The sequence below is a fragment of the Nostoc sp. ChiVER01 genome, assembly GCF_034531155.1.
Classification (GTDB): domain Bacteria; phylum Cyanobacteriota; class Cyanobacteriia; order Cyanobacteriales; family Nostocaceae; genus Nostoc.
In genome coordinates this window covers 125,485-146,557 of sequence record NZ_JAVRBS010000019.1, presented here as the reverse complement: position 1 = coordinate 146,557, position 21,073 = coordinate 125,485, and the positions used below count along the sequence as shown (strand labels likewise).

15 protein-coding genes are annotated in these 21,073 nt (G+C 41.1%); 10 read left to right on the top strand and 5 right to left on the bottom strand.

The genetic code is table 11. The features are described 5' to 3' along the window. Positions 1 to 372: 372 nt before the first annotated feature. The 4 genes from bchM (at position 373) to RMY00_RS23385 (ending at position 2,431) form a co-directional block, all read left to right on the top strand. The gene (bchM, locus tag RMY00_RS23400; RefSeq protein ID WP_322649826.1) at positions 373 to 1,059 is read left to right on the top strand and encodes a magnesium protoporphyrin IX methyltransferase; all 687 of its coding nucleotides are present in this window, start codon (positions 373 to 375) and stop codon (positions 1,057 to 1,059) included. 81 nt (positions 1,060 to 1,140) lie between these two features. Next, complete coding sequence (locus RMY00_RS23395; protein ID WP_322649825.1) at positions 1,141 to 1,413, top strand: hypothetical protein; 273 nt, start codon at positions 1,141 to 1,143, stop codon at positions 1,411 to 1,413. A gap of 65 nt (positions 1,414 to 1,478) precedes the next feature. After that, positions 1,479 to 1,964: a hypothetical protein gene (locus tag RMY00_RS23390; protein WP_322649824.1), complete on the top strand. Its 486-nt coding sequence runs from the start codon at positions 1,479 to 1,481 to the stop codon at positions 1,962 to 1,964. Positions 1,965 to 2,050: 86 nt separating this feature from the next. After that, the gene (locus tag RMY00_RS23385) at positions 2,051 to 2,431 is read left to right on the top strand and encodes a DUF423 domain-containing protein (protein WP_322649823.1); all 381 of its coding nucleotides are present in this window, start codon (positions 2,051 to 2,053) and stop codon (positions 2,429 to 2,431) included. 52 nt (positions 2,432 to 2,483) lie between these two features. On the opposite strand, the gene RMY00_RS23380 is transcribed toward RMY00_RS23385, so the two are convergent. After that, positions 2,484 to 3,245: a DNA polymerase beta superfamily protein gene (locus RMY00_RS23380; protein WP_322649822.1), complete on the bottom strand. Its 762-nt coding sequence runs from the start codon at positions 3,243 to 3,245 to the stop codon at positions 2,484 to 2,486. A gap of 224 nt (positions 3,246 to 3,469) precedes the next feature. Between RMY00_RS23380 and RMY00_RS23375 the strand changes: the two genes are divergently transcribed. After that, a complete protein-coding gene (locus RMY00_RS23375; protein WP_322649821.1) occupies positions 3,470 to 5,872 on the top strand; it encodes a GH116 family glycosyl hydrolase in 2,403 nt (800 codons plus the stop codon). 2,094 nt (positions 5,873 to 7,966) lie between these two features. Next, on the top strand, positions 7,967 to 8,302 hold the full coding sequence (locus RMY00_RS23370; protein ID WP_416212094.1) for a HetP family heterocyst commitment protein: 336 nt from the start codon (positions 7,967 to 7,969) through the stop codon (positions 8,300 to 8,302). 786 nt (positions 8,303 to 9,088) lie between these two features. On the opposite strand, the gene rpe is transcribed toward RMY00_RS23370, so the two are convergent. After that, entirely contained in the window at positions 9,089 to 9,796 is a 708-nt protein-coding gene (rpe, locus tag RMY00_RS23365; protein ID WP_109008981.1) for a ribulose-phosphate 3-epimerase, read from the bottom strand. 208 nt (positions 9,797 to 10,004) lie between these two features. Between rpe and RMY00_RS23360 the strand changes: the two genes are divergently transcribed. After that, positions 10,005 to 11,600: a S8 family serine peptidase gene (locus RMY00_RS23360; protein ID WP_322649819.1), complete on the top strand. Its 1,596-nt coding sequence runs from the start codon at positions 10,005 to 10,007 to the stop codon at positions 11,598 to 11,600. 435 nt (positions 11,601 to 12,035) lie between these two features. After that, on the top strand, positions 12,036 to 13,367 hold the full coding sequence (locus tag RMY00_RS23355) for a serpin family protein (protein ID WP_322649818.1): 1,332 nt from the start codon (positions 12,036 to 12,038) through the stop codon (positions 13,365 to 13,367). A 243-nt stretch (positions 13,368 to 13,610) separates the two neighbouring features. On the opposite strand, the gene RMY00_RS23350 is transcribed toward RMY00_RS23355, so the two are convergent. Then, positions 13,611 to 14,786, bottom strand: a complete 1,176-nt coding sequence (locus RMY00_RS23350) for an AI-2E family transporter (protein ID WP_322649817.1) — start codon at positions 14,784 to 14,786, stop codon at positions 13,611 to 13,613. Positions 14,787 to 15,009: 223 nt separating this feature from the next. Between RMY00_RS23350 and RMY00_RS23345 the strand changes: the two genes are divergently transcribed. Together RMY00_RS23345 and RMY00_RS23340 are read left to right on the top strand one after the other, a co-directional pair. Further along, positions 15,010 to 15,351 (top strand): hypothetical protein, encoded by a 342-nt coding sequence (locus RMY00_RS23345; RefSeq protein ID WP_322649837.1) that lies wholly within the window; start codon positions 15,010 to 15,012, stop codon positions 15,349 to 15,351. A gap of 286 nt (positions 15,352 to 15,637) precedes the next feature. Beyond that, the gene (locus RMY00_RS23340; RefSeq protein WP_322649816.1) at positions 15,638 to 17,065 is read left to right on the top strand and encodes an LCP family protein; all 1,428 of its coding nucleotides are present in this window, start codon (positions 15,638 to 15,640) and stop codon (positions 17,063 to 17,065) included. A gap of 31 nt (positions 17,066 to 17,096) precedes the next feature. Here the strand turns inward: RMY00_RS23340 and RMY00_RS23335 are convergent, their stop codons facing one another. Both RMY00_RS23335 and RMY00_RS23330 read right to left on the bottom strand, forming a co-directional pair. Continuing rightward, entirely contained in the window at positions 17,097 to 18,173 is a 1,077-nt protein-coding gene (locus tag RMY00_RS23335; protein WP_322649815.1) for an anthranilate phosphoribosyltransferase family protein, read from the bottom strand. A gap of 404 nt (positions 18,174 to 18,577) precedes the next feature. Then, complete coding sequence (locus RMY00_RS23330; RefSeq protein WP_322649814.1) at positions 18,578 to 21,007, bottom strand: arylsulfatase; 2,430 nt, start codon at positions 21,005 to 21,007, stop codon at positions 18,578 to 18,580. Positions 21,008 to 21,073: the final 66 nt, after the last annotated feature.

Here is a 21,073-nt window from a genome sequence, read left to right as displayed (position 1 = left end):
ATTTATTTGCGTAAAAAATTTTACTTAAACTTTTTAGTTTATTAGTTACATTAGTTACAAACAACTAAGTTTTTAACAGCATAAATGTTGCAATGCCTACGGCGAGCAAAGCTATCGCAATTACGATACCACCTTAAGAAGGGGTTATCTACATTTCCAAGGTGAAATAACAATAAAATTTATAGTAACGAAAAGAATAGATGAATAAATAGTAGAAAATGGCTCATACAACTGATCATTTGAATCATTAGAGGTGCAAAGATGTGCTAACTGACTTCTGTGCGCCATATCTATAAAAATCTGGAAGACCGTTCTTATGGGTTCCCATCAATGATAATTTTAAGCATTGGGAACCCCTAAAAATCAAAGTTTATGAACGCAGCCGACGATAAAACGATTGTTCGTGAGTATTTCAATTCTACCGGATTTGACCGTTGGAAGCGAATTTACGGCGATGGCGAAGTCAACAAAGTTCAACTAGACATCCGCAATGGACACCAGCAAACCGTGAATACAGTTCTCGGCTGGCTGAAGGCTGATAACAATTTACCAGAGCTATCAATCTGTGATGCTGGGTGTGGTGTCGGTAGTCTCAGCATCCCGCTAGCGGTAGATGGTGCTAAAGTCTATGCCACCGATATTTCTGAAAAAATGGTGGAAGAAGGCAAGGATAGAGCCAAGCAAACTTTGCCAAATTCCGAAAATCCCACTTTTGCTGTGCAAGATTTGGAATCGTTAAGTGGTAGTTACCATACCGTTATTTGCTTGGATGTTCTCATCCACTACCCCCAAGAAAAAGCAGATGAGATGATTTCTCACCTCTGTTCTTTGGCACAGTCGCGGATAATTCTCAGTTTTGCGCCGAAGACTTGCGCCCTAAGTATACTTAAGAAAATTGGTAGTTTCTTTCCCGGGCCAAGTAAAGCGACTCGTGCATATTTGCATCGTGAGGCTGATGTGGTAAAAATCTTGGAAAGTAATGGCTTTTCATTGCAACGAAAAGCAATGACGAAGACTCGTTTCTATTTTTCCCGCCTACTTGAAGCTACACGCAACTAAGTTTAGAATCGCAGCAAGATAAATATTATACCTCTGCTGCGATTTGAAAATCTCAAGGTTTAACACTGGTAAGTATTATAGTTGGCGCTAAGTTCTACTTTTAATCTTGGCGTAGGCGTAGCCCGTCGGAGACATCGCTCTGACTGGGAGCATGAACAATTAATTATTATAGCGATCGCACACCCTTATTTAAGTAACAAAGGCAAAATTTATACTATAGTTTTGACATTTATACGATCGCTTTCCTTTGTGACAAATAAACAGTGGGAGAACCTTAAGCGCCTATATACTATCGAGAAAGGACTGAAGAAGATAAAAGAAACGCTGACAAACCTATCGTCAGGAGTAAATTGATATATTGGAACCTTTGCGAAAGTAAGGTTAAAATCGCTAGCAAAGTCTAAATCTGAAGTGGAACTATGAAAACTGCTGAAAAATTGGCCGCAGCTTGGCTACTGACAATGGGATTCATGTTTGTAACTCTATCAGCAGCAAAGGTATTTAATAAAACGACTATGGAAGAATCAATCACGCTACCCGTAGCTTGGGATGGTTCGTTTGAATTCTCAGAAACAAATACCCCTGTAATTGATGAGACTACGGTAGAACGTCTAATTTTTGGCATTCCTACCCTAACATTGGGTACATGGTTAGCATTGGGATTATACCGTCAAAGCCGACAGGAGAAAAAGGCGCTTAATCAACAAGTTAGCGATCGCCTGCAATCAATTTTTTATAAAATGCTACAAGAAAATCATGGGCGTATAACTGTTTTAGGCTTTGCAATGCAGTCACAACTACCCGCAGCCCATGCTAGGCAATATTTAGATGAAAAAGCTAAAGACTTCAATGCAAACTTTAAGGTAAATGAAGAAGGGGCTGTATCATATCATTTTGATGTCTAATTGTCATTGGTCATTTGTTATTTGTCCTTCGTTATTAACTAATGACCAATGACTAATGACTAATAATTAACTTACGGCTAAGTCTAATGACGCAGATTTTTTTGAGCGTAGCTGCTATTTTAGGCGGTTTATCAGTTGCTGCTGGTGCTTTTGCTTCCCATGCCTTGCGGGAAAAAATTAGTGAGCGATCGCTAGAAATTTTTGAAACTGGCGCTCGTTACCAAATGTATCATGCTCTAGCACTTTTTCTCGTAGCAATACTAATTAGTCGCACCGAATTTCCTCAACCTACTCTTGTAGCTAGTGGATGGCTGTTTATCATTGGTATTGCTATTTTCTCAGGTAGCTTGTACGCCCTTAGCTTAACCGGTATTAAATCCTTGGGAGCGATCGCACCAATAGGCGGTGCAGCTTTTCTTGCAGGTTGGGGTGCTTTAGCTTTTGCTGCTTGGACTTTGAAGTTGTAGAGTAACAAGAATATTTTCCTACAAACAAAGTTATGAATTATGAGTTGTTCACTTATAATTCATAGCTCCTCATTCTCAGGCGTATCAACAAATTATGCAAATCCGCATTCGCTGAAGGTACTTCAGGTAATGGGCTGCATTCATATACCTCCTGTAATTTATTACGCAGACGTTCATATTCTATTTGATGGAAAGATACATTAATATCTGATAAAACAGACTTTTCTGTGCCTACTAACTTCTGGGCAATTAAATCAGGAATATATGGTAAATTAAAAACCTCATTTAGCTTAATTAAATTAGCTTCAAGTACCCCTGTTTGCATCAGATGAATTGCCGTTAATAGAACCCGATAAACATAAAGTAATGGCTTGATTTGATATGTCTGTTCTTTATTAAAAAGTTTCCATTGTGTTGCAGCAAAACCAAGATAGTGATAACTATGGTGGCGGGTAAAGCAATTTTTGGCAATAAATTTTAATTCTTCATGTTCGGGTGAAGTGGTTAAGATTAAAGGTGAATACAGTTGTTCTAATACGTAACCATTCTTTTTAAGTAGCATCAAAAAGAATTTTTTGACATCATGAGTAACTAAATCAACTTCTAAAGATTCCCGAACTTCTGAAACTTCAATAGTTTCTTTCCCAGTCTCTAATCCCACCACTTCCCTAACTGGTAAAATATGCACACCACGCAAGTCATAATCAGAATCAGGTGACGGGAAACCATATAAGTGGGAACCACTGATAATTGCGAATAAAAGCGGGTAAGGCTGTTGCCGAATAATTGTGTTAAGTGAAGGTGGAATATTCATAATATACAGTTTACTCGCTTACCTCCGTGCGCCTGTTTGTTTAGAGAATCTTGTTTTTTAAGCCTTCGATAAAACTAGACTTGACATTCTCCCATTACTGATTTGGGGTATCGAACAAGTTGATACCAATGCAATGCTGTGCGCTTGCATCGTTGTGCCCCTTGAGAAAAATCACACATCGCGCTAGTCTTCATTGACGTAACTGCACAATGTAACATTAAGCGATGACAAATCAACTTTCTGTGAAAATTCCCTCTTGCACTTGGAGCCGTCCAATCGGCTTAGGCTGGGACAAACCTTATACCGTCCGCTACGCAAGTAATATCGATGATGGCCCTTGGCATGGTATGCCTTTGGGCGGTTTTGGTGCAGGTTGCATCGGTCGTTCTTCACGGGGAGATTTTAATCTATGGCACATCGATGGTGGTGAACATACCTTCAAAAACGTTCCCGCTTGTCAATTCAGCGTGTTTGAGTCCAATAGCACATCTTCCCAAGCCTACGCTTTATCTACGCAAGCGCCCGATGATGGTACTCTCAAAGTTTGGCAATGGTATCCGACAACTTCCACCACAGAGGGGACAGGTAATTATCACGCGCTATATCCACGTAGCTGGTTTGTGTATGAAAATGTATTTCAAGCACAGTTGACTTGTGAACAATTTTCCCCAATTTGGGCAGGTAATTATCAAGAAACTAGCTACCCTGTGGCAATATTCCTCTGGAATACCCACAACCCTACAGATGCACCCATTACTCTCAGTATTATGCTCACTTGGCAAAATATGGTGGGCTGGTTTACAAACGCTCTAAAATCTCCCGAAGTGCGGGTGCGCGATGATGGTAGTCCGGTTTACGAATACCAACCGCGCTGGAGCGAAAGTCAAGGAAACTATAACCAAATAGTTGAAAATACACAACAGTTTGGCTGTGTTTTAGGTCGGGTTGGTAGTGATGCTTTGCAAGAAGGTGACGGAACTTGGTGTATTGCAACGTTGAAGCATCCCCAAGTAGAGGTATTTCACCACACCCGATGGAATCCTGAAGGAGCTGGTGATGAGGTGTGGCAAAGCTTTGCTAAAGATGGTTCTTTGCCTAATTATTTAGATACGCCAGCAACAGAGAATACACAATTAGGAGCTGCAATCGCACTCCGTTTTACTCTCCAACCAGGTGAAACTCTCGAAATCCCCTTTGTCCTCGCTTGGGATTTGCCGATCACAGAATTTGCCGCCGGAGTCAACTATTATCGCAGATATACAGACTTTTTTGGTAAAAGCGGAAACAACGCTTGGGCGATCGCATCTACTGCGTTACAAGAATACCAAACTTGGCGATCGCAAATTCAAGCTTGGCAAAAACCGATTCTTGACCGCGAAGATTTACCCAACTGGTTTAAAATGGCTCTATTTAATGAGCTTTATGACCTCACTAGCGGCGGTACTCTCTGGAGTGCAGCATCAGAACTTGACCCTATCGGTCAGTTTGCAGTGCTAGAGTGCTTAGATTACCGTTGGTATGAAAGTCTCGATGTGCGGTTGTATGGCTCTTTTGCCCTACTGATGTTGTTTCCAGAACTAGAAAAGTCGGTAATGAGGGCATTTGCAAGGGCGATTCCTCAAGGTGATGATACACCCCGAATAATTGGCTATTACATGACAATTAAGGCAGAAAGCCCGATCGCAGTTCGCAAAGTTGCAGGTGCAACACCCCACGATTTAGGCGCACCCAATGAACACGTTTGGGAGAAAACCAACTACACCAGCTATCAAGACTGCAATTTATGGAAAGATTTGGGTAGTGATTTTGTCTTGCAAGTATACCGTGATTTCTTGCTCACGGGTGCTGACGATGTAGAATTCTTAGCAGATTGCTGGGATGCGATCGTTCAAACCCTCGACTACCTGAAAACTTTTGACATTGATGGCGATGGGATTCCCGAAAATTCCGGTGCGCCTGACCAAACCTTTGATGATTGGCGGTTACAGGGTGTCAGCGCCTATTGTGGTGGGTTATGGTTAGCGGCGCTAGAGGCTGCGATCGCAATTAGCGATATTTTATTAACTCACAAACTTGGCGATCTTGGTGGCTTGGCGGTTCAAAAATCCACTTATGAAACTTGGTTACAACAATCTCTTCCTATTTACCAAGAAAAACTCTGGAATGGGCAATATTACAAACTTGATAGTGAAAGTGGTTCCGATGTAGTGATGGCAGATCAATTGTGCGGACAATTTTATGCTCGTCTGCTGGACTTACCAGATATTGTACCGGGCGATCGTGCTCTCTCTGCCTTAAAAACTGTTTATGATGCGTGCTTTTTGAAATTCTGCAATGGTGAGTTTGGTGCTGCTAATGGTGTTCGTCCTGACGGTTCACCAGAAAACCCTAAAGCTACTCATCCCCTAGAAGTCTGGACAGGGATAAACTTTGGGCTAGCGGCTTTTCTCGTGCAAATGGGAATGAAAGATGAAGCATTTAAGTTGACGCAAGCTGTGGTGCAGCAAATTTATGACAATGGTCTGCAATTTCGCACCCCTGAAGCTATCACCGCAGCTGGTACTTTCCGCGCTAGCACTTATTTACGAGCAATGGCAATTTGGGGCATTTACTTAGTTATTAATTGATTTGCTATCAAAGCGATTCTCGTCTTGATCCAACAAACGTAAAGACACACAGCTATCATCCGTGTCAACTTCACATGATATCATGTCCGCATAATTAGTTATGCTAACCATAGTCATTATACCCCACCCCCAACCCCGCTTGCGGGGAGGGGAGACAAAGCCTAGCTTTGGCAGGGTGTGGTTCTTTGGATTTAATAAACAATCAAGCAGACATGATATGAAAGCCAATCTAGAACAAGCTTTTATCGCAATACGCTTGGGTTAAGCATTTTCTCTGTGTACTTTGCGCCTCTGCGGTTAATTAAAAAAATTGATTTTCACAAAGAGTTTTAACCTTTACCCAAGCATATTGGTCTTTGTCTGACAAAGTAGAGTTTAAATTTGTGACTGTATTTTCCAAGTGTTTCCGGAATCGAAGGAAAATTTCAGTAATGGTAAGAGTTGAAGCATTGAGAATTCAAGACTACTTTATGCCAACTATATTTTTGTTTTAGACCGAGGTATTCTTGTTGAGCAAGGTACTACTCATAAAAATTGGTAGTTTTTACTAATATTTAGCTTAATTACCACAGCATCCGTAATCTCAGCTTCATAAAAGTTTTAAAGATTAAGACAAATATAGGACTACGATTTATTTTTTAAATCCACGTAGGGGTTGTTAGCAATAATGTAACTTCACCAAAATCTTAGAATGGTGGATTGCGCTCTGTTGAGACACCTTACAAGACTACTTATTGTTCAAAAACAATTTATTTATAATTCATATAAAATTTACTGCTGAATAAACTTAACTGTCTTATGTGTTAGTTAACTTTATCTATACCAATAATTTTCCTAATCTTCTACCTATTTAATCTGCTACGTTTTTTTGGTAAAAGCATATATATAGAGATATTTTACTTGATTTAAATTGATTAGTAACTTTATTTAGATAAGCTGAAGCTGTATTTCTTGGAAATCAAGAAAGCTCTGCATAATAAATATAATTATCTAATTGAACTTATTAATAAAAATATGTTCAATGCTATAGCTGCGAACGTTTTCTACTATTTATAACTTTCTTGTTTTTAGAAGTTGTTTTACATCATAGTTAATGGTAGGATTTTCTAGCGACTCGACAATAATAAATGGTTTAAATTGAGATTGTATGAGGGGTCACACCCCTCATGAATTAGCGAAGGAGGACAAAATTAAAAGTTGCACAAGACGCAAGTACGTATTTAAATACATTCAGTAAATTTAGCTTAAAATCTACTAACTTAGTAGATGACATTAACGAAAAAAAATAGTATAAATACGAATGGCATTATTAAAGCTCAAAGATAAATAAGTTTTTCCCACTACTCAAAAAAATATGGAAATTTGCCGGAAAATGCTTAATTAAGCAGTAGTAAGAAATACAGGCGTTTTAACAGAGAAAGTTTATTGAACTAGGAGTTGAGAAAGTTTCAGAGAACAAAACTACATCTACTAAGAGCTACGCCGAGACTTTTGTCCTACCAATCAGATGAGAAGACAAAAGATAAATTTTTACCTTTCACTTACTAACAAGCTATAAGCACAGTTTCCTCAATTCATCGGAGGAAATCTGGATAGTTAGGACTGATCAGCCAACAAACTTGATTAAAAACTTGATTGTTTTTAATCAAACGTTAGTTCATGAAAAAAATCATCAGGTCAAATGCAGTCGAAACCTCAAGCCAAGGGGACAGTTCAGGAATGAATCTATATAATTTGTATCCTTACTACGAGCTAGCTCTTGCCAAAACTAGTTTACTAGGGGAGTTATCAGCCAAAATTACTAAAATGCTCAATAGCGCCAAGGTAAAGCTTAAACAGCAAAGAAGTTTCAGACTGTATCTTTACCATTCAAAGCTACGAGAGCCAATCAGAGTTTAGGAAAATTATGTACGCGTCTGTTGATTGATAGATTTTTATCCTTCGTCAACATCCAACACTACCAAATTACTGATAATTACCTGAAAGCGATTCAACAGCTACAAAAAGGTTAGTGCAGTTTATAACCCTCAATTGAACACTAACAATCGCAGAAATTGAACTAGTTTACTTCATCCAAAATAACTAAAAACTATGATGAATCAAGACATTGTTGGTATTAGTAGTAACTTAGATACAACAGTCAAAGCTCAACAATTTGACAAAGTAGTTGAAGCAATTATTGCTGGAAAGTACTCCTGGGCATGTGTTTTAATGCTACGGTTTGCTGGGTATAATCCTCTCCATTACATTCCGTACCGTACCTACAATCGCTTGCTTAAAGAAAATTCTCAAACCAATAGAACAAAACAACAGCAAAGTGAAAATCTAAAAATGCTAAAAGATTCAAGACCTGCTTATCTTGAAGTAGTTGGAAAGCAAAAACCAGAAGGCAGCCAAGATATTTCCTTGAAACGCTGTGGAGTAAATTAAAAACAATTTGGAATCCACAGATTCTGCCCAAGAGTTGATTGAGTGTCTGAAAGCCTACTATGCTATTTTAAAATTTTTAGCGTGGTAGGTTTTCTACAGCAGTGATTAATTTAATATTTGTTTGCATAAATGTGCCAAAATGGCAAATATATACTGAAGATATTGGTAAACTAATAACAACTAAAACTTAAACCAAAACAGAGGTGATTGGCGGCAAACAGGTTAATTTTAATAAATAAAATCAATGATTAGTTCTGACTATGAAATCAATCAAATTTATTACAAAAGTAGTCAGCATTTCATGGAGTGAATAACTCCTATACCAAGACCAACGATACAACCGTTGCTACTGGTGGTTCTTTTTCTGAGGAAGTCTCAGCAAAGAGAATTTGGGGAGGTGGATTCCCCCAATCCAAATTTTACACAGCTTTCATCGACTGCAGACGATGAGAGTAATGCTAATAAAACTTTCTATCCTGTGGTTGGTGTTGCTTTAGTTAAATAAAGCAAACGCTTAACACCAATAACAGGAACGGAAACAGAAAAGTTACGGTGAAATTATTGTCGTAGTTGGTAAAACTAGTAGGTCTATACGCTTCTCTTTCGACTATTGTAATCCTAGTCCTCCCAACCTGGATTATCTCTAGTTTCTAAATTTTCAATTTATATAACAACTACTGGAAGTTCAAAACTTGAATAGCTTCCAGTTTTTTATGTCTAAATAAAAATAGGGCGAGCAATTTGCCCACCCTATTTTTTGTAGAGAATGGTTAATCCAGAAATAAATTAAACCTTGGCTAATTCTGGGGTAGGACGCTTGCTGTTGCGAATTGATGTAATAGCCTCAGCATAGTCCTTAGCGTTAAATACAGCTGAACCGGCGACAATTGCATTAGCTCCCGCTTCTAAAACTTGCCAGGTATTATTTGCCTTGAGTCCTCCATCCACTTCAATCCAAGGGTCAAGACCGCGTTCATCACACATTTGACGCAGCTTGCGGATTTTGGGTAATACACCAGGGATAAAGCTTTGACCACCAAAACCAGGGTTGACGCTCATAATCAGTACTAAATCACACAAATCTAGAACGTATTCAATTAGCTCTAGAGGACTACCAGGATTAAGTACAACTCCAGCTTTCTTACCAAGCTCTTTAATTTGCCCTAAGGTGCGGTGTAGGTGAGGTGAAGCATTATGTTCGCAGTGTACAGAGATAATATCGGCACCTGCTTTAGCAAATCCTTCTACATATTTTTCTGGCTCCACAATCATTAAGTGGACATCCAAGGTCTTAGTTGTAACCGGACGAATCGCCTCCACAATCAGAGGGCCTATCGTAATATTAGGTACAAAACGACCGTCCATGACATCAACATGAATCCAATCGGCTCCAGCCGCGTCTACGGCCCGAATTTCATCACCCAGACGACTAAAATCGGCTGATAGGATAGATGGAGAAATGACAATGGGTTTTTGAGATAGGTTTTGAGTCATGGCTGGTGGGTTTTTAAGCGTCCTCGTCTGTAAGCATTGTAACAAAACATTGAGCAAGACTCATAATTTTGTTCCCGGATTTTTTGGGAGTAGGGAATGGGGAGTGGAGAGTGGGGAAGATGAGGGAGATGAGAGAGAATAATAACTCCTAACTCCTGTACAGATGAGATTAATCGCGTCTCTACTAATGACAAATGACTAATAACAAATGACTAAAAAACTAACCTGGATAATTTGGGGATTAAGTGCTTCTTGTCTGAGTGCGCCGGTAATCGCTTCGGTTTTAGAATCTGCTCTAGGAACTAATGGCATTGACGCTCTGAGGCTACACCAAGCTCCTTATAATTTAATCGGTCGCAAGATTGCTATTGGTCAGGTGGAAATTGGCCGGCCTGGAATGTTTGGGTGGGATAAGGCGGTGTCTAAAAATCGCGCCATTTCTTTAGCGGGAGTGTTCTTACGCAATGGGCCAGCTAAATCAAATAGTGGTATTGACCCCCACGCTTACAATGTCGCTGGGATGATGGTGAGCCAAGACAAAGCTTTGCCGGGAGTTGCTCCGGGAGCGCGACTGTATTCGTCTGCGGTGGGTTCCACTAAAAGTATGGGTCAGCCAGAAGAGTGCTTGTCAGCCCAGCATATAGCCCTACAAAATGGTGGCGATGTGCGGGCGATTAACTTTAGCTTTGGTGAACCTTTGAGCCGCGATCCTAGACCAGAGGCTACTTTAGACGGCAATGCTTTACTAACTTTATGTGTTGACTGGTCTAGTCGCGTTCATGATGTTTTATATGCGATCGCAGGCAATCAAGGTAAGGGGGGTATTCCTATTCCTACAGATAATTTTAACGGAATAAACGTGGCTTTTTCATCTCGCCGAGGAGGAGTTTTTAACAAAGTAGATGTGGCTAATCTAGCGGGTGCTAACCAAGGAGTGAGCGGAAGGCTAGCTGGAAAGGAATTTAATCTTGATGACCGTATTGCTATCAGTTTAGTTGCTCCTGGGAATAATATTCCTTTGCTCAATCCAGATGGCAAAGCGAACAAGGTTACAGGTACTAGTTTTGCAGCGCCTCAAGTTACGGCTAGTGTTGCTCTATTGCAAGAATTTGGTGACAGACAGATACGGACAAAACAACCACATTGGAGCATTGATGCTCGCCATCATCAAGTAATGAAGGCTGTATTACTGAATTCAGCAGATAAAATCCAAGATAGAGGTGATGGTTTACTGTTAGGAATGAGCCGGACACTAATTGATAAAAAAAATCAAAACTGGCTAGATTCTGATGCTTATAAAGATCCAAAAATTCCCTTAGATGCCCAAATGGGAGCGGGTCATTTAAATGTATTTCGCGCTTATCAGCAATTTAGTAGTGGTCAATGGCAGCCATCAACAACTGTACCTGCCATTGGTTGGGATTATCGTACAGTAAATGCTGGAACCTCTGTTGACTATATATTAGCAAAACCGTTAAAGCAGGGGAGTTTTGTTGCTGTTACTCTGAGTTGGGATCGATTGGTAGAACTCAACGATAAAAATAAAAACCAGCAATATGATGTAGGCGAAAATTTCCGCGATCGCGGTTTGAATAATCTAGATTTATACTTAGTAAAAGCTAATGCTCAAAATTCAGATGCTGGTGCTGTTTGCTCCTCAATCAGCCAAATTGATAGTGTAGAACACATTTTCTGCCCTGTTGCTGCTGCTGGCAATTACAAAATCCGCGTCCAGTTTCGTCAAAAGTTAAATGAAGCGATTCAACCCTATGGTTTAGCTTGGTGGAGTGTACCGATCAATTGAAATAGTGTGCCACAACTTTTATCTGTGTCAACTTACAGCGTTTTTCATTCATTTAAATAACACTCCCTTGTAGGGTAGCACAGCCGTGTGTCCCTACAAAAGTTTTGGTATTTCGTGTACTAAAAAGCGTGATTTTATCTTTAAAAACCAATAGCGATGGTTATTTTGTGATTAAGTAGTCTACAATACTTTTATAGATAAATAGGAAAACTCCTAAAAATCAAGATTTTTATAATTCGTCTACATCACCCCTTCAATTAGGATTTAGCCACTCTAATAAGTTGTGTTTAATTCCTCTGAGCTAATAACTTGCTGTTACAGTTTCTGTAACAGTGCCATTTTTCTATTGGAGCAAATGCAATAGTTAATCATTGACACAGTATCTGCGTCACCCATGATCACAGTTCGGGAATCTTTCGCAAGTGAGGTGGTAAAATGAATCCGCAGAAATATAGTAGTATGAGAGAAAATTTCATGCAAAGACGTTACGGTGTTAGCCTGGGCAGACGCTATGCTATGGCAGCTGCAAGTGTTGTTTTATGCAGTGTATTAGGGTATTCTCAAGTCGATAGTAATAAAAGTGTCCTTGCCCAATCTGGTTTACCTCAACCAGAAACTCCATTGCAAAAAAAAACACTCAAGACTGATACTAAACTTGTTGAGTCTAGCAATAGGTTTGGCTTCAAACTATTTTCAGAAGTTCTGAAAAAGGATCGAGATCAGAAGAATGTTTTTATCTCACCTTCGAGTGTTGCGATCGCTTTAGCTATGACCTACAACGGCGCTAGCGGCACGACTCAACTAGCGATCGCAAAAACTCTGGAATTACAAGGGCTAAATCTAGCAGAAATCAACTCTTCTTACGCGGCGGCATTAAAGCAGCTTTTAGACAATTCTGACCCGAAAGTGCAACTGAATATTGCTAACTCACTTTGGGCAAACAAAAATTTTAGCTTTCAGCCAGACTTTCTCCAAAGAATACAGTATTTCTATAAAGCTAAGGTCAGCAATTTAAATTTTCAAGATCCAGCCGCACCTAATATTATCAATAACTGGGTAAAAGATAACACTAATGGCAAAATCGATAAAATAATTGAAAAAATTGAACCAAGTCAGGTGTTGTTTTTAATTAATGCCATATATTTTAAAGGAAAATGGAGCCAAGAATTTGATAAAAGTCAAACTGCTCAATACCCTTTTTATACCACACCTGGCAAGCCAAAACAACACCCGATGATGTCACAAGATGGTGACTATAGATATTATGAAAGCAAACAGTTTCAAGCGGTAAGTTTACCTTATGGCAAAGATGGTAAATTCAGCTTTTATATTTTCCTGCCGAAACAAAACTCTAACCTGAAAGCTTTTTATCAAAACTTGAATGTTGAGAACTGGGATAAATGGATGACTCAGTTCAGCAAACAAAAAGGGTTTATTCGCTTACCCCGGTTTAAAAGTGAGTATGATGTTACTCTTAATGATGCCTTAAAAGCTTTAGGCATGGAGGAGGCTTTCAGCAACAAAGCCAATTTTTCAGGCATGGGTAAAAATTTTGCCATTAGTGAAGTTAAGCATAAAACTTTTGTCGAAGTGAACGAAGAAGGCACTGAAGCGGCTGCGGCTACTTCAGTAGGAATAGTCGCAACAGCTTTCAGAGAAGAACCAGAACCATTCCGAATGATTGTTGATCGTCCTTTCTTCTGTGCCATTAGGGATAATCAGACGGGAAGGGTTTTGTTTACGGGTTCCATCATTGACCCACAATGAGGAAGCATGAAGAAAAGTACAAACTAAGCCAAATTGTAGGTAAAAAGTTAGAAACATTCTTTTCGAGATTCACCGAACAAGAAAAGATACGTCATTACTCAAACCTCTTCCCTTCTCTACGAGATGCTGTGCGCGAACATGGCAGAGGTTTTCTCCTGCCTCCTTCTCTTTGATAGGTTTCAAGGAATCTTGGTGTCAACTATTCAAAAAATGAAGTATCAATCCCTTCTGACTTCTGCCTCCTTAAGGTAATGTTGCTTCAGAAATACTCAATGTGTTTTTAGCGTCAGCTTTCGAGGACTGGTTTGCTGCAATAGGTGCAGTTATCTCGCCTGTGGTGCTGTCGTCTGTCTCGCTACTTAGGTTTCCAAGACGCAGGGCATTCAAAGTAGTCTTAATCACAACAGCTGTGGGTACTGCCACAATTACACCCAAAAGTCCGCCAATTCTTGCCCCTGTCAAGACTGAAATTAAAATCCACACTGGATTTAAACCAGTAAAGCTGCCTAAAATTCGGGGGGCAATTAAGTTTTCGAGAATTTGCTGTACAATTACTGCTGCTATCAAGACTCTCACACCCATTGAAAAATCTTGCAGCGCTACCAATAGTGTAGTCAGGGCGATACCTACAGAACCGCCAAAGGGGACAAGAGCCATCAAACCAATAGTTAGGCCAAATAGTAGACCAAATGGCACTTTCAGCCACAAAAATGTAGGAATCAGGGCTGATGCCATACAGGTAGATAAAATTAGCTGGGTGATAAAGAAATTTTGAAAGCTCAGGCGGACTGTTTTGGAAAAAGGATCACGAAATTTAGAGGGTAACCATTCTACTAAACTTTCCCAGAGTTCACCCCCATGCTGTAAGAGGTAGAAAGTCAAAACCATCGTCAAGAGAATATCTAGCAGGCTAGTGACTGTAACAACTGCCAGATTTAAAACTTGTCCAGCGATCGCTTGCAATTGTCCCTTGACGCGATCGTTGATTTGCACTACCAGAGCATCGAGGTTAATCGGTAAACCATAAGTCTCAGCTTTTTCGTTTAATATCATTAACTGAGAGCGTCCAGAGTCGATCAACTCTGGTAAACGAGCCACCAGTTGTTGAGCTTGGGTAAGAGCCAAAGGAAAAAGTGTCACACCCAAGGCTAATAAAATCGATAAAGCCAAGAGAAATACTAAAATAGCGACTTGCTCTCGCCTAGCACCATGATGCTCCATCCAGCTCACGGGGTAGTTGAGCAGAAATGCTAGCACTGAGGCTCCAACTAAAATGACTATGAGAGAATGGAAATAATTAAAAAATACCGAAAGTGCCCAACCATTAAGAACTAGTAGCGGTAGGAATAACGCGATCGCGCCGATTCGCGCTATTGGTGTGAATGTTTGCCACCAGTCGAGTAGCTTGCGTGTCTGCATTTTAAGCTGATTGCTGGATAGAACTAAATAAAATCTTTCTTTACAGATTATTATCTCTAACTATATGAGTCTTATTCATCCTTCTAGTTTAGGAGTTAGACTAACCCAAATGGAAAATTTTGAACCGAAAGAGAGTGGAAAGTGGGGAGTGGGGGAAGCAGGGGAAGCAGGGGAAGCAGGGGAAGCAGGGGGAGAAGAACTATTAATTATTGCCCAATACCCAATGCCCAAAACACAGTTGCTTTTACATTTGATTCCAATCATCGGCTTTTTTCCGTCCTTGTGGACTCTCTATCGGGGCCAAGGGAGTCGGGAACAACTTGCTATTAGTCGTCTGTCTATTACTTTGGCGCTTACTTGGCTGTTGGGATATCTATTATTAGCTACCGGAGCAGCAACTTCAGATTTTTTTTCGCTACGTCTTCTTATCCTCAATAGCTTTCTGACATCAGGTTACTTTTTAGTAAGTGTCTGGTTGATTTTGCGCCTGATGCAGGGCAAATCTGGGCGTTTACCAGGGTTTTCTACCTTAGCTGAACGAGTACTAGGAAAGTACTTATCTTAATTTTTTAAGGCAGGAATTTTTCAGTAGTTTTACCTATTTCCTAAAAAATTACTATTGATTTATCTATATATCTAGTCAAATCCAGTTTATTATTGCCATACTTCAGTAAAACATCTCTAGGTTGGCCCAAAAGAAAGAAAAATGCTGCTATAAGTGTTGTGGTTGACACTACATTAAAAAAATTAGCACTGATAATTAAGAATTAGTTATTATGGGTTGATTTGTTTAGATGTTTTTAGTTTGCAAATTTACCGAATTTGATTATTGAGTAAGTGTGAGGAAATCTGTGACCATTCAAAGAAGTTCGGCGGAAGAAAACCAGTCGGGAAAAGCCTCAAAGTCTAGTAAAAGAATTCCCTCCCATAACTCGAAATCCGGGCGTTGGCTATGGTTTTGGGTAGGGATGAGTGGGATTGCAATGGTGTCAGCAACAGCAGGGGCGCTTTTGGCGGTGTCTTTGACTAGTACGCCTTTGCAACAAGCCCAGCTAAGTCCACAGGAGGAGGCAGTCTTTGATAGCGATCGCATTTCTGGAGGTGTGCTGCGATTTTCAGAATTAACTCGCCCGGTAAATCTCTTGGTTATGGGCATGAGCGTACTTCCCCCGGATATCCAAAATCCTCCCCCAGAAACCAAAAACCTCAAATACCTGCCCCAGGTAAACTCCTTTGATGGTCTTTCCGATGTGATGCTCTTGCTCAAATTTGATCCAGAGACGAAAAAAATAATTATGCTCTCCATTCCCAGAGATACCCGCACAGAAATAGAGGGGTATGGAGTGAAAAAAATTAATGCCGCCAATGTTGACGGTGGGCCAGCTTTAACTGCCAAAACCGTCAGCAATCTCTTAGGTGGCGCGGGAATTGATCGTTATATCCGAATTAACGTTTTAGGAGTTGCCAAGCTAATCGATGCTTTGGGTGGCGTGAGTGTTTATGTCCCCAAAGATATGAAGTACCAAGATGATTCTCAACATTTGTACATCAATTTGAAGGCGGGTAAGCAGCATCTCAATGGCGATCAGGCACTACAATTGCTACGGTTTCGCCATGACGAACTCGGAGATATTGGTCGGATTCAACGGCAGCAAATGGTCATTCGTGCCTTGATGGATCAAACGCTCAACCCAGCGACTGTAACTCAATTACCTAAAGTTCTGGATGTAGTTAAAGACCACATTGATACCAACTTGACAGTTGAAGAATTAGTGGCGCTAATGGGTTTTGGGGTGCGAACAAATCGCTCTAATATGCAAATGTTAATGCTGCCAGGTCGCTTTAGCGAGAAAGGTGAGTTTGATGCTAGCTATTGGTTGCCTAACAAAAATGGTATTGCCAAACTGATGGCTCAACACTTTGGTTTGGAGTCAGATCAAGAACAGCAGGTGACTGCAACTGACCCACATTCTTTACGTGTAGCAATTCAAGATAGTACAGGTGGCGATCGCTCTAACCTGCGACCATTGATTAGAGCCTTGGAAAAATCTGGATATCGTAATATCTATGTAGCCAAGGCATGGGGTGAACCTCTAGACGTGACTCATATTGTCGCCCAGCAAGGAGATGGTGAGAGTGCCGAATCAATTCGTGACACTTTGGGGTTTGGCGAAGTACGTGTGGAAAGCACTGGCAACCTTGGCTCAGATATTAGTATTCAAGTAGGTCAGGATTGGTTGCAACAAAAATCTATTTTGGAGAAGTCGCCGACACCCTAAAGCGATGAAATTCATATTTTAACTGAACTTTTTACACTGGCTGAAATACTTCTGCTGAGAGTGAATTTACTATCTGGCTGAGTTCTTGGAGTTTAGCTGCTACTGCACCTTTGGTTAATAATTCTTCTGCCTTAGCTAAACCCTCTGGCATATTTGGACAAATACCACTCCGCCATAGGTAAAATCCGCCATTCCACAAGGCTGTTTGCATTAGTTCGCCTGGTTCACCTGCCAAAACCTTCTGAATATTCGCCACCAGTTCTTCAGTAGTTCCAAGGGGTACATTCTTAGTAGTAAAGCCGTAATCACGCGGTACGAGGTGCAATCTTTCTACCTCTTGGGATGCTACGGATGAAGATAAGCTGATAATCGCAGTGCGATCGCGCGGTAAGTCGCAACTTCCTTCCAATCCTTTCACTAATGTAAATTTCGTTACTCCCCGCAGCCCCAGAGCTATCTTAAACATCCCTTCTGTCGGCGGATGCACAAACCCAGCAATTACATGAGCATTCCCGGCATAAGGACACCAGATTAGCTCCATTGTTGCCAATGGCGGACGTTTGCCAAGTTGGTCGCGGTACTCCCAAATACTGTTAGTTAAGGGGAAATGCTGAGGGAGATAAATAAAGCCGATTCCGGTTTGCTCAAACACTTGCTGGGTTTTTGCTAGTGGTAGGACAGTCCAATCGACTCCTAAACGCTGCCAAATGTCTATTAAAGGTAATCCATATTTAGTTGGAAGGCGATCGCCACCGTGCATTATCACTGGTTGTCCAACTGCGGCGAGTAGTAAAGCTGTTACCGGACTAATTGGTGCTGTGCGTGTTCTGCCATCATAAGGTATACCAAGAGCGATCGCTGGCCGCCGAGAGACGATTGGTTGCAGTTTTGGCCCCAGTTCATAATACGCATCCAACATTCCCGCTAACTCTTCCCCCGTAGGACGTTTGATTCGATGAGCAATCAAAAACGCTCCGATTTGGGCTGGTGTCGCTTCACCTAGCAGCATCATTTTAGTGGCGGTAGCTGCTTGGGTGCGAGTTAAATTTTCGCTTGTGTGGTTTCCGCTACCTACTTTTTGCAGTAATTCCCGAAATACATTGCTCATTTGTACTTTGTCCTTTGTCCACTTTCATTTGTCCATTGTCCTTTGTGAATAACCGAAAATGATTATAGCGGTTCTCACTTCGCTGCAATACAGTCTGAACCTCAGGTTTCTTCCTGGAATGCGCTTGAACTTCGTGGCTGTGATTGCCTCTAGCGCGTTGTCCTTCACTGTCTGTAACAAAGCAAAAGGCACACTCGGATACTGTAGCCGTAATAGGGCGTACAAATCTTTGTGTGCCTTGTTTTTGTTAAAGGTTTTGTTGTCTATAGCCCAATAACAATAAGTACTGGGACAGAATTAATTACATATTTAGTTATTTATCAATCCTTTGCCAGTCAAAAATTTCAGTCCAGATTTTTGTGTAATTAATTTTGTCCGATTACTTATTTCTTCCCTACTCCCAACTACTCTGTGGCATCAGGTGCAGGTGAACCCGGTACGTATTTGACTTGTTTTATCGCACCAGTGTATTTAAAGACCCCATATTTTTTGTAGAGATCCCATGATACGGGACTACGGGCATCTTTACCGATGTCCAATCCTTCATAAGGAAAGCCACCAAACGTTAGCCCTAGCTTACCTGCCGCGACTTGCTGCCCATTGACAAAGAGTGTTCCAGACCCCTGGCGCTTGCCCAGTGCATCGTAATTCAAATCGATGTTAAGTTTACCTGGCTGTAGCGGGACTGCGGGAAATTTAATCGACTGACCATAGTTATTGTGTTCGTAGAACAGCTTGCCATCCTCTATATAGAAGATATAACCAACTTCCTGTCCACCGTGGGCAAGAATCACGCCGCGATCGCCTGCTTTATACTGAGCTTTCACCTGGATGGTATAATCGCGATCGCTCACCAAGGGCAAAATGTCCGGTTCCAGTACCAAGTCACTTGTATAGAATGTCTTCGATTTCACTTTCTCCTTGATATAAGGCGGCACTCCTGCATGTTCCGAGGATTCTAACAGGGGATAAACTTGATACTTGAATGCCGCAGCATCAAAGGCTGCTGCCAGTTCTTTGACTTTCTCTGGATACTGGTTCGCCACATTGTTGCTTTCGGAGTAATCTTTGTTGAGGTTGTACAACTGCCACTCGGAGTCACTAAATGGTTTCCCCGTCTCATGTTCGGTAACAGCATACCAACCATCTTTGTAATACCCTCTATTGCCTGAATTCTCATAGTATTGTTCAGTTCTTTGAGAGGGCGTATTGGCATCATTCAAGAGATAGGCAAAGCTGATACCTTCTAGAGGTTTCGTGGGTTTGCCATTAAACCTGTCAGGATGTTTGATGCCTGTCAATTCTAGAAGAGTAGGTGTAATGTCTGTGATGTGCGTAAATTGTGTCCGGGTAGCACCTAAATCTTTGATTTTTGCTGGATAGGAAACAATCAATGGATTCCGTCTACCGCCACCAAGGGTAAAGAACTTGTACCGCTTCAGGGGTGTATTGGAAACGGTTGCCCAGCCAATAGGATAGTGAGGCGCAGTTTGAGGAGTACCTATCAACTCGAACCGACTGATATCCAGGGCTTTATCGTCTGGTAAACCGGAGTAATGTCGAGCTACATTCGTCGTACCATTTGCCCCGCCTTCTCCAGAACCCCCATTATCTGAAGCAACAATGATAATTGTGTTCTTGAGTTGCCCAGTAGACTCTAGATACTGATAGAGTTTGCCAAAGTTTTGATCTAAGTTATCAACGAAGGCTGCATAAGCTTCCTGGTAACGAGCAAATAGCTTTTTATCCTCAGCCGATAGTGTATCCCAAGCTTTAACCCCTGGATTTTGGGGTGGTAGTTGAGTGTTGGCAGGAATTAGCTTTGATGCAAGTTGTTTCTGGTATCGTTCCTGGCGTAGCACGTCCCAGCCTGCATCATACTTGCCTTTGTATTTGGCGAGGTCTGCTGGATGAATATTAAACGGTGAATGAACAGCATTGTTGGCAAAATACAAGAAAAATGGCTTGTTTGGAGACTTAGTTTTTGCTTCTTTGAGCAATACGATCGCTTTTTCTGTCCAGTAATCAGTGGTGAGGAAATTCTCAGGATAGCGATCGACTGAAATAGGTGTATTGTCTTGGTAGAGAATATGAGGTTTTTGAGGATGTTCCAATCCATCTAAGAAACCAAAGAAATGTTCAAACCCCCGTTGTAACGGCCAGGAATTTAATGAAGCGGTGGCGGTGCGATCATAAGTCTGAGTCAAATGCCACTTACCGGTCAGCAGGGTAGAATAACCGTTATTACGTAAAATTTCTGCCAGAGTCACGACATTGCTCTGAATTTCACCCGCGTAACCGGGAAAACCAGGGTTTCCCTCGGCAACCCAACCGACACCCGCAGAGTGGGCATTTAATCCCGTCAATAAAGATGCTCGTGTAGGAGAACAAAGCTGATGCGTTGTGAAGTTGCTAAATCGTAGTCCGTTAGCTGCCAATTTATCAATATTTGGTGTACTGATTTCTGAACCATAGGGGCCTAAATCTGAAAACCCCAGATCGTCAATTAGGAAAACAACAATGTTGGGGGCCTGTTTTGGTGCTGTGGTGGTGGGGGATGAAGCCAGAGATTTGTCGGCTAAAACTGATGGCGGCTGTGGAGTCCACGAGGGTGTTGATTCTGCCAAAGTTCTGCCAATTTTGCCTTTAAATCCAGCGTAAGCTTGCGTACTTGCATTACCTGCGAAGAGAGTAGGATTCTGGGCTAAACTGCTGGCGATCGTGGTGCCAGTAACCAGCAAAATGCTAAACACAACTAGCCCTAACCAAGCAGTTGGTGAAACAAGTTTTTGCTTGACTTTTTGAATGAATGATAGATTTCGTTTTCTGTTCAACAGACCTGCCTCCTTTATGAGCAGAAGGTTCATAGTACAAATAAATGCAAGCATTGTACTATATAT

Bases quoted from the DNA above. Each gene is read 5' to 3' on its own strand.
- RMY00_RS23390 (WP_322649824.1), top strand. From the start codon at position 1,479: ATGAAAACTGCTGAAAAATTGGCCGCAGCTTGGCTACTGACAATGGGA.
- RMY00_RS23385 (WP_322649823.1), top strand. From the start codon at position 2,051: ATGACGCAGATTTTTTTGAGCGTAGCTGCTATTTTAGGCGGTTTATCA.
- RMY00_RS23345 (WP_322649837.1), top strand. From the start codon at position 15,010: ATGCCCAAAACACAGTTGCTTTTACATTTGATTCCAATCATCGGCTTT.
- RMY00_RS23370 (WP_416212094.1), top strand. From the start codon at position 7,967: ATGAATCAAGACATTGTTGGTATTAGTAGTAACTTAGATACAACAGTC.
- RMY00_RS23375 (WP_322649821.1), top strand. From the start codon at position 3,470: ATGACAAATCAACTTTCTGTGAAAATTCCCTCTTGCACTTGGAGCCGT.
- rpe (WP_109008981.1), bottom strand. From the start codon at position 9,796: ATGACTCAAAACCTATCTCAAAAACCCATTGTCATTTCTCCATCTATC.
- RMY00_RS23380 (WP_322649822.1), bottom strand. From the start codon at position 3,245: ATGAATATTCCACCTTCACTTAACACAATTATTCGGCAACAGCCTTAC.
- RMY00_RS23335 (WP_322649815.1), bottom strand. From the start codon at position 18,173: ATGAGCAATGTATTTCGGGAATTACTGCAAAAAGTAGGTAGCGGAAAC.
- bchM (WP_322649826.1), top strand. From the start codon at position 373: ATGAACGCAGCCGACGATAAAACGATTGTTCGTGAGTATTTCAATTCT.
- RMY00_RS23360 (WP_322649819.1), top strand. From the start codon at position 10,005: ATGACTAAAAAACTAACCTGGATAATTTGGGGATTAAGTGCTTCTTGT.
- RMY00_RS23355 (WP_322649818.1), top strand. From the start codon at position 12,036: ATGAATCCGCAGAAATATAGTAGTATGAGAGAAAATTTCATGCAAAGA.
- RMY00_RS23350 (WP_322649817.1), bottom strand. From the start codon at position 14,786: ATGCAGACACGCAAGCTACTCGACTGGTGGCAAACATTCACACCAATA.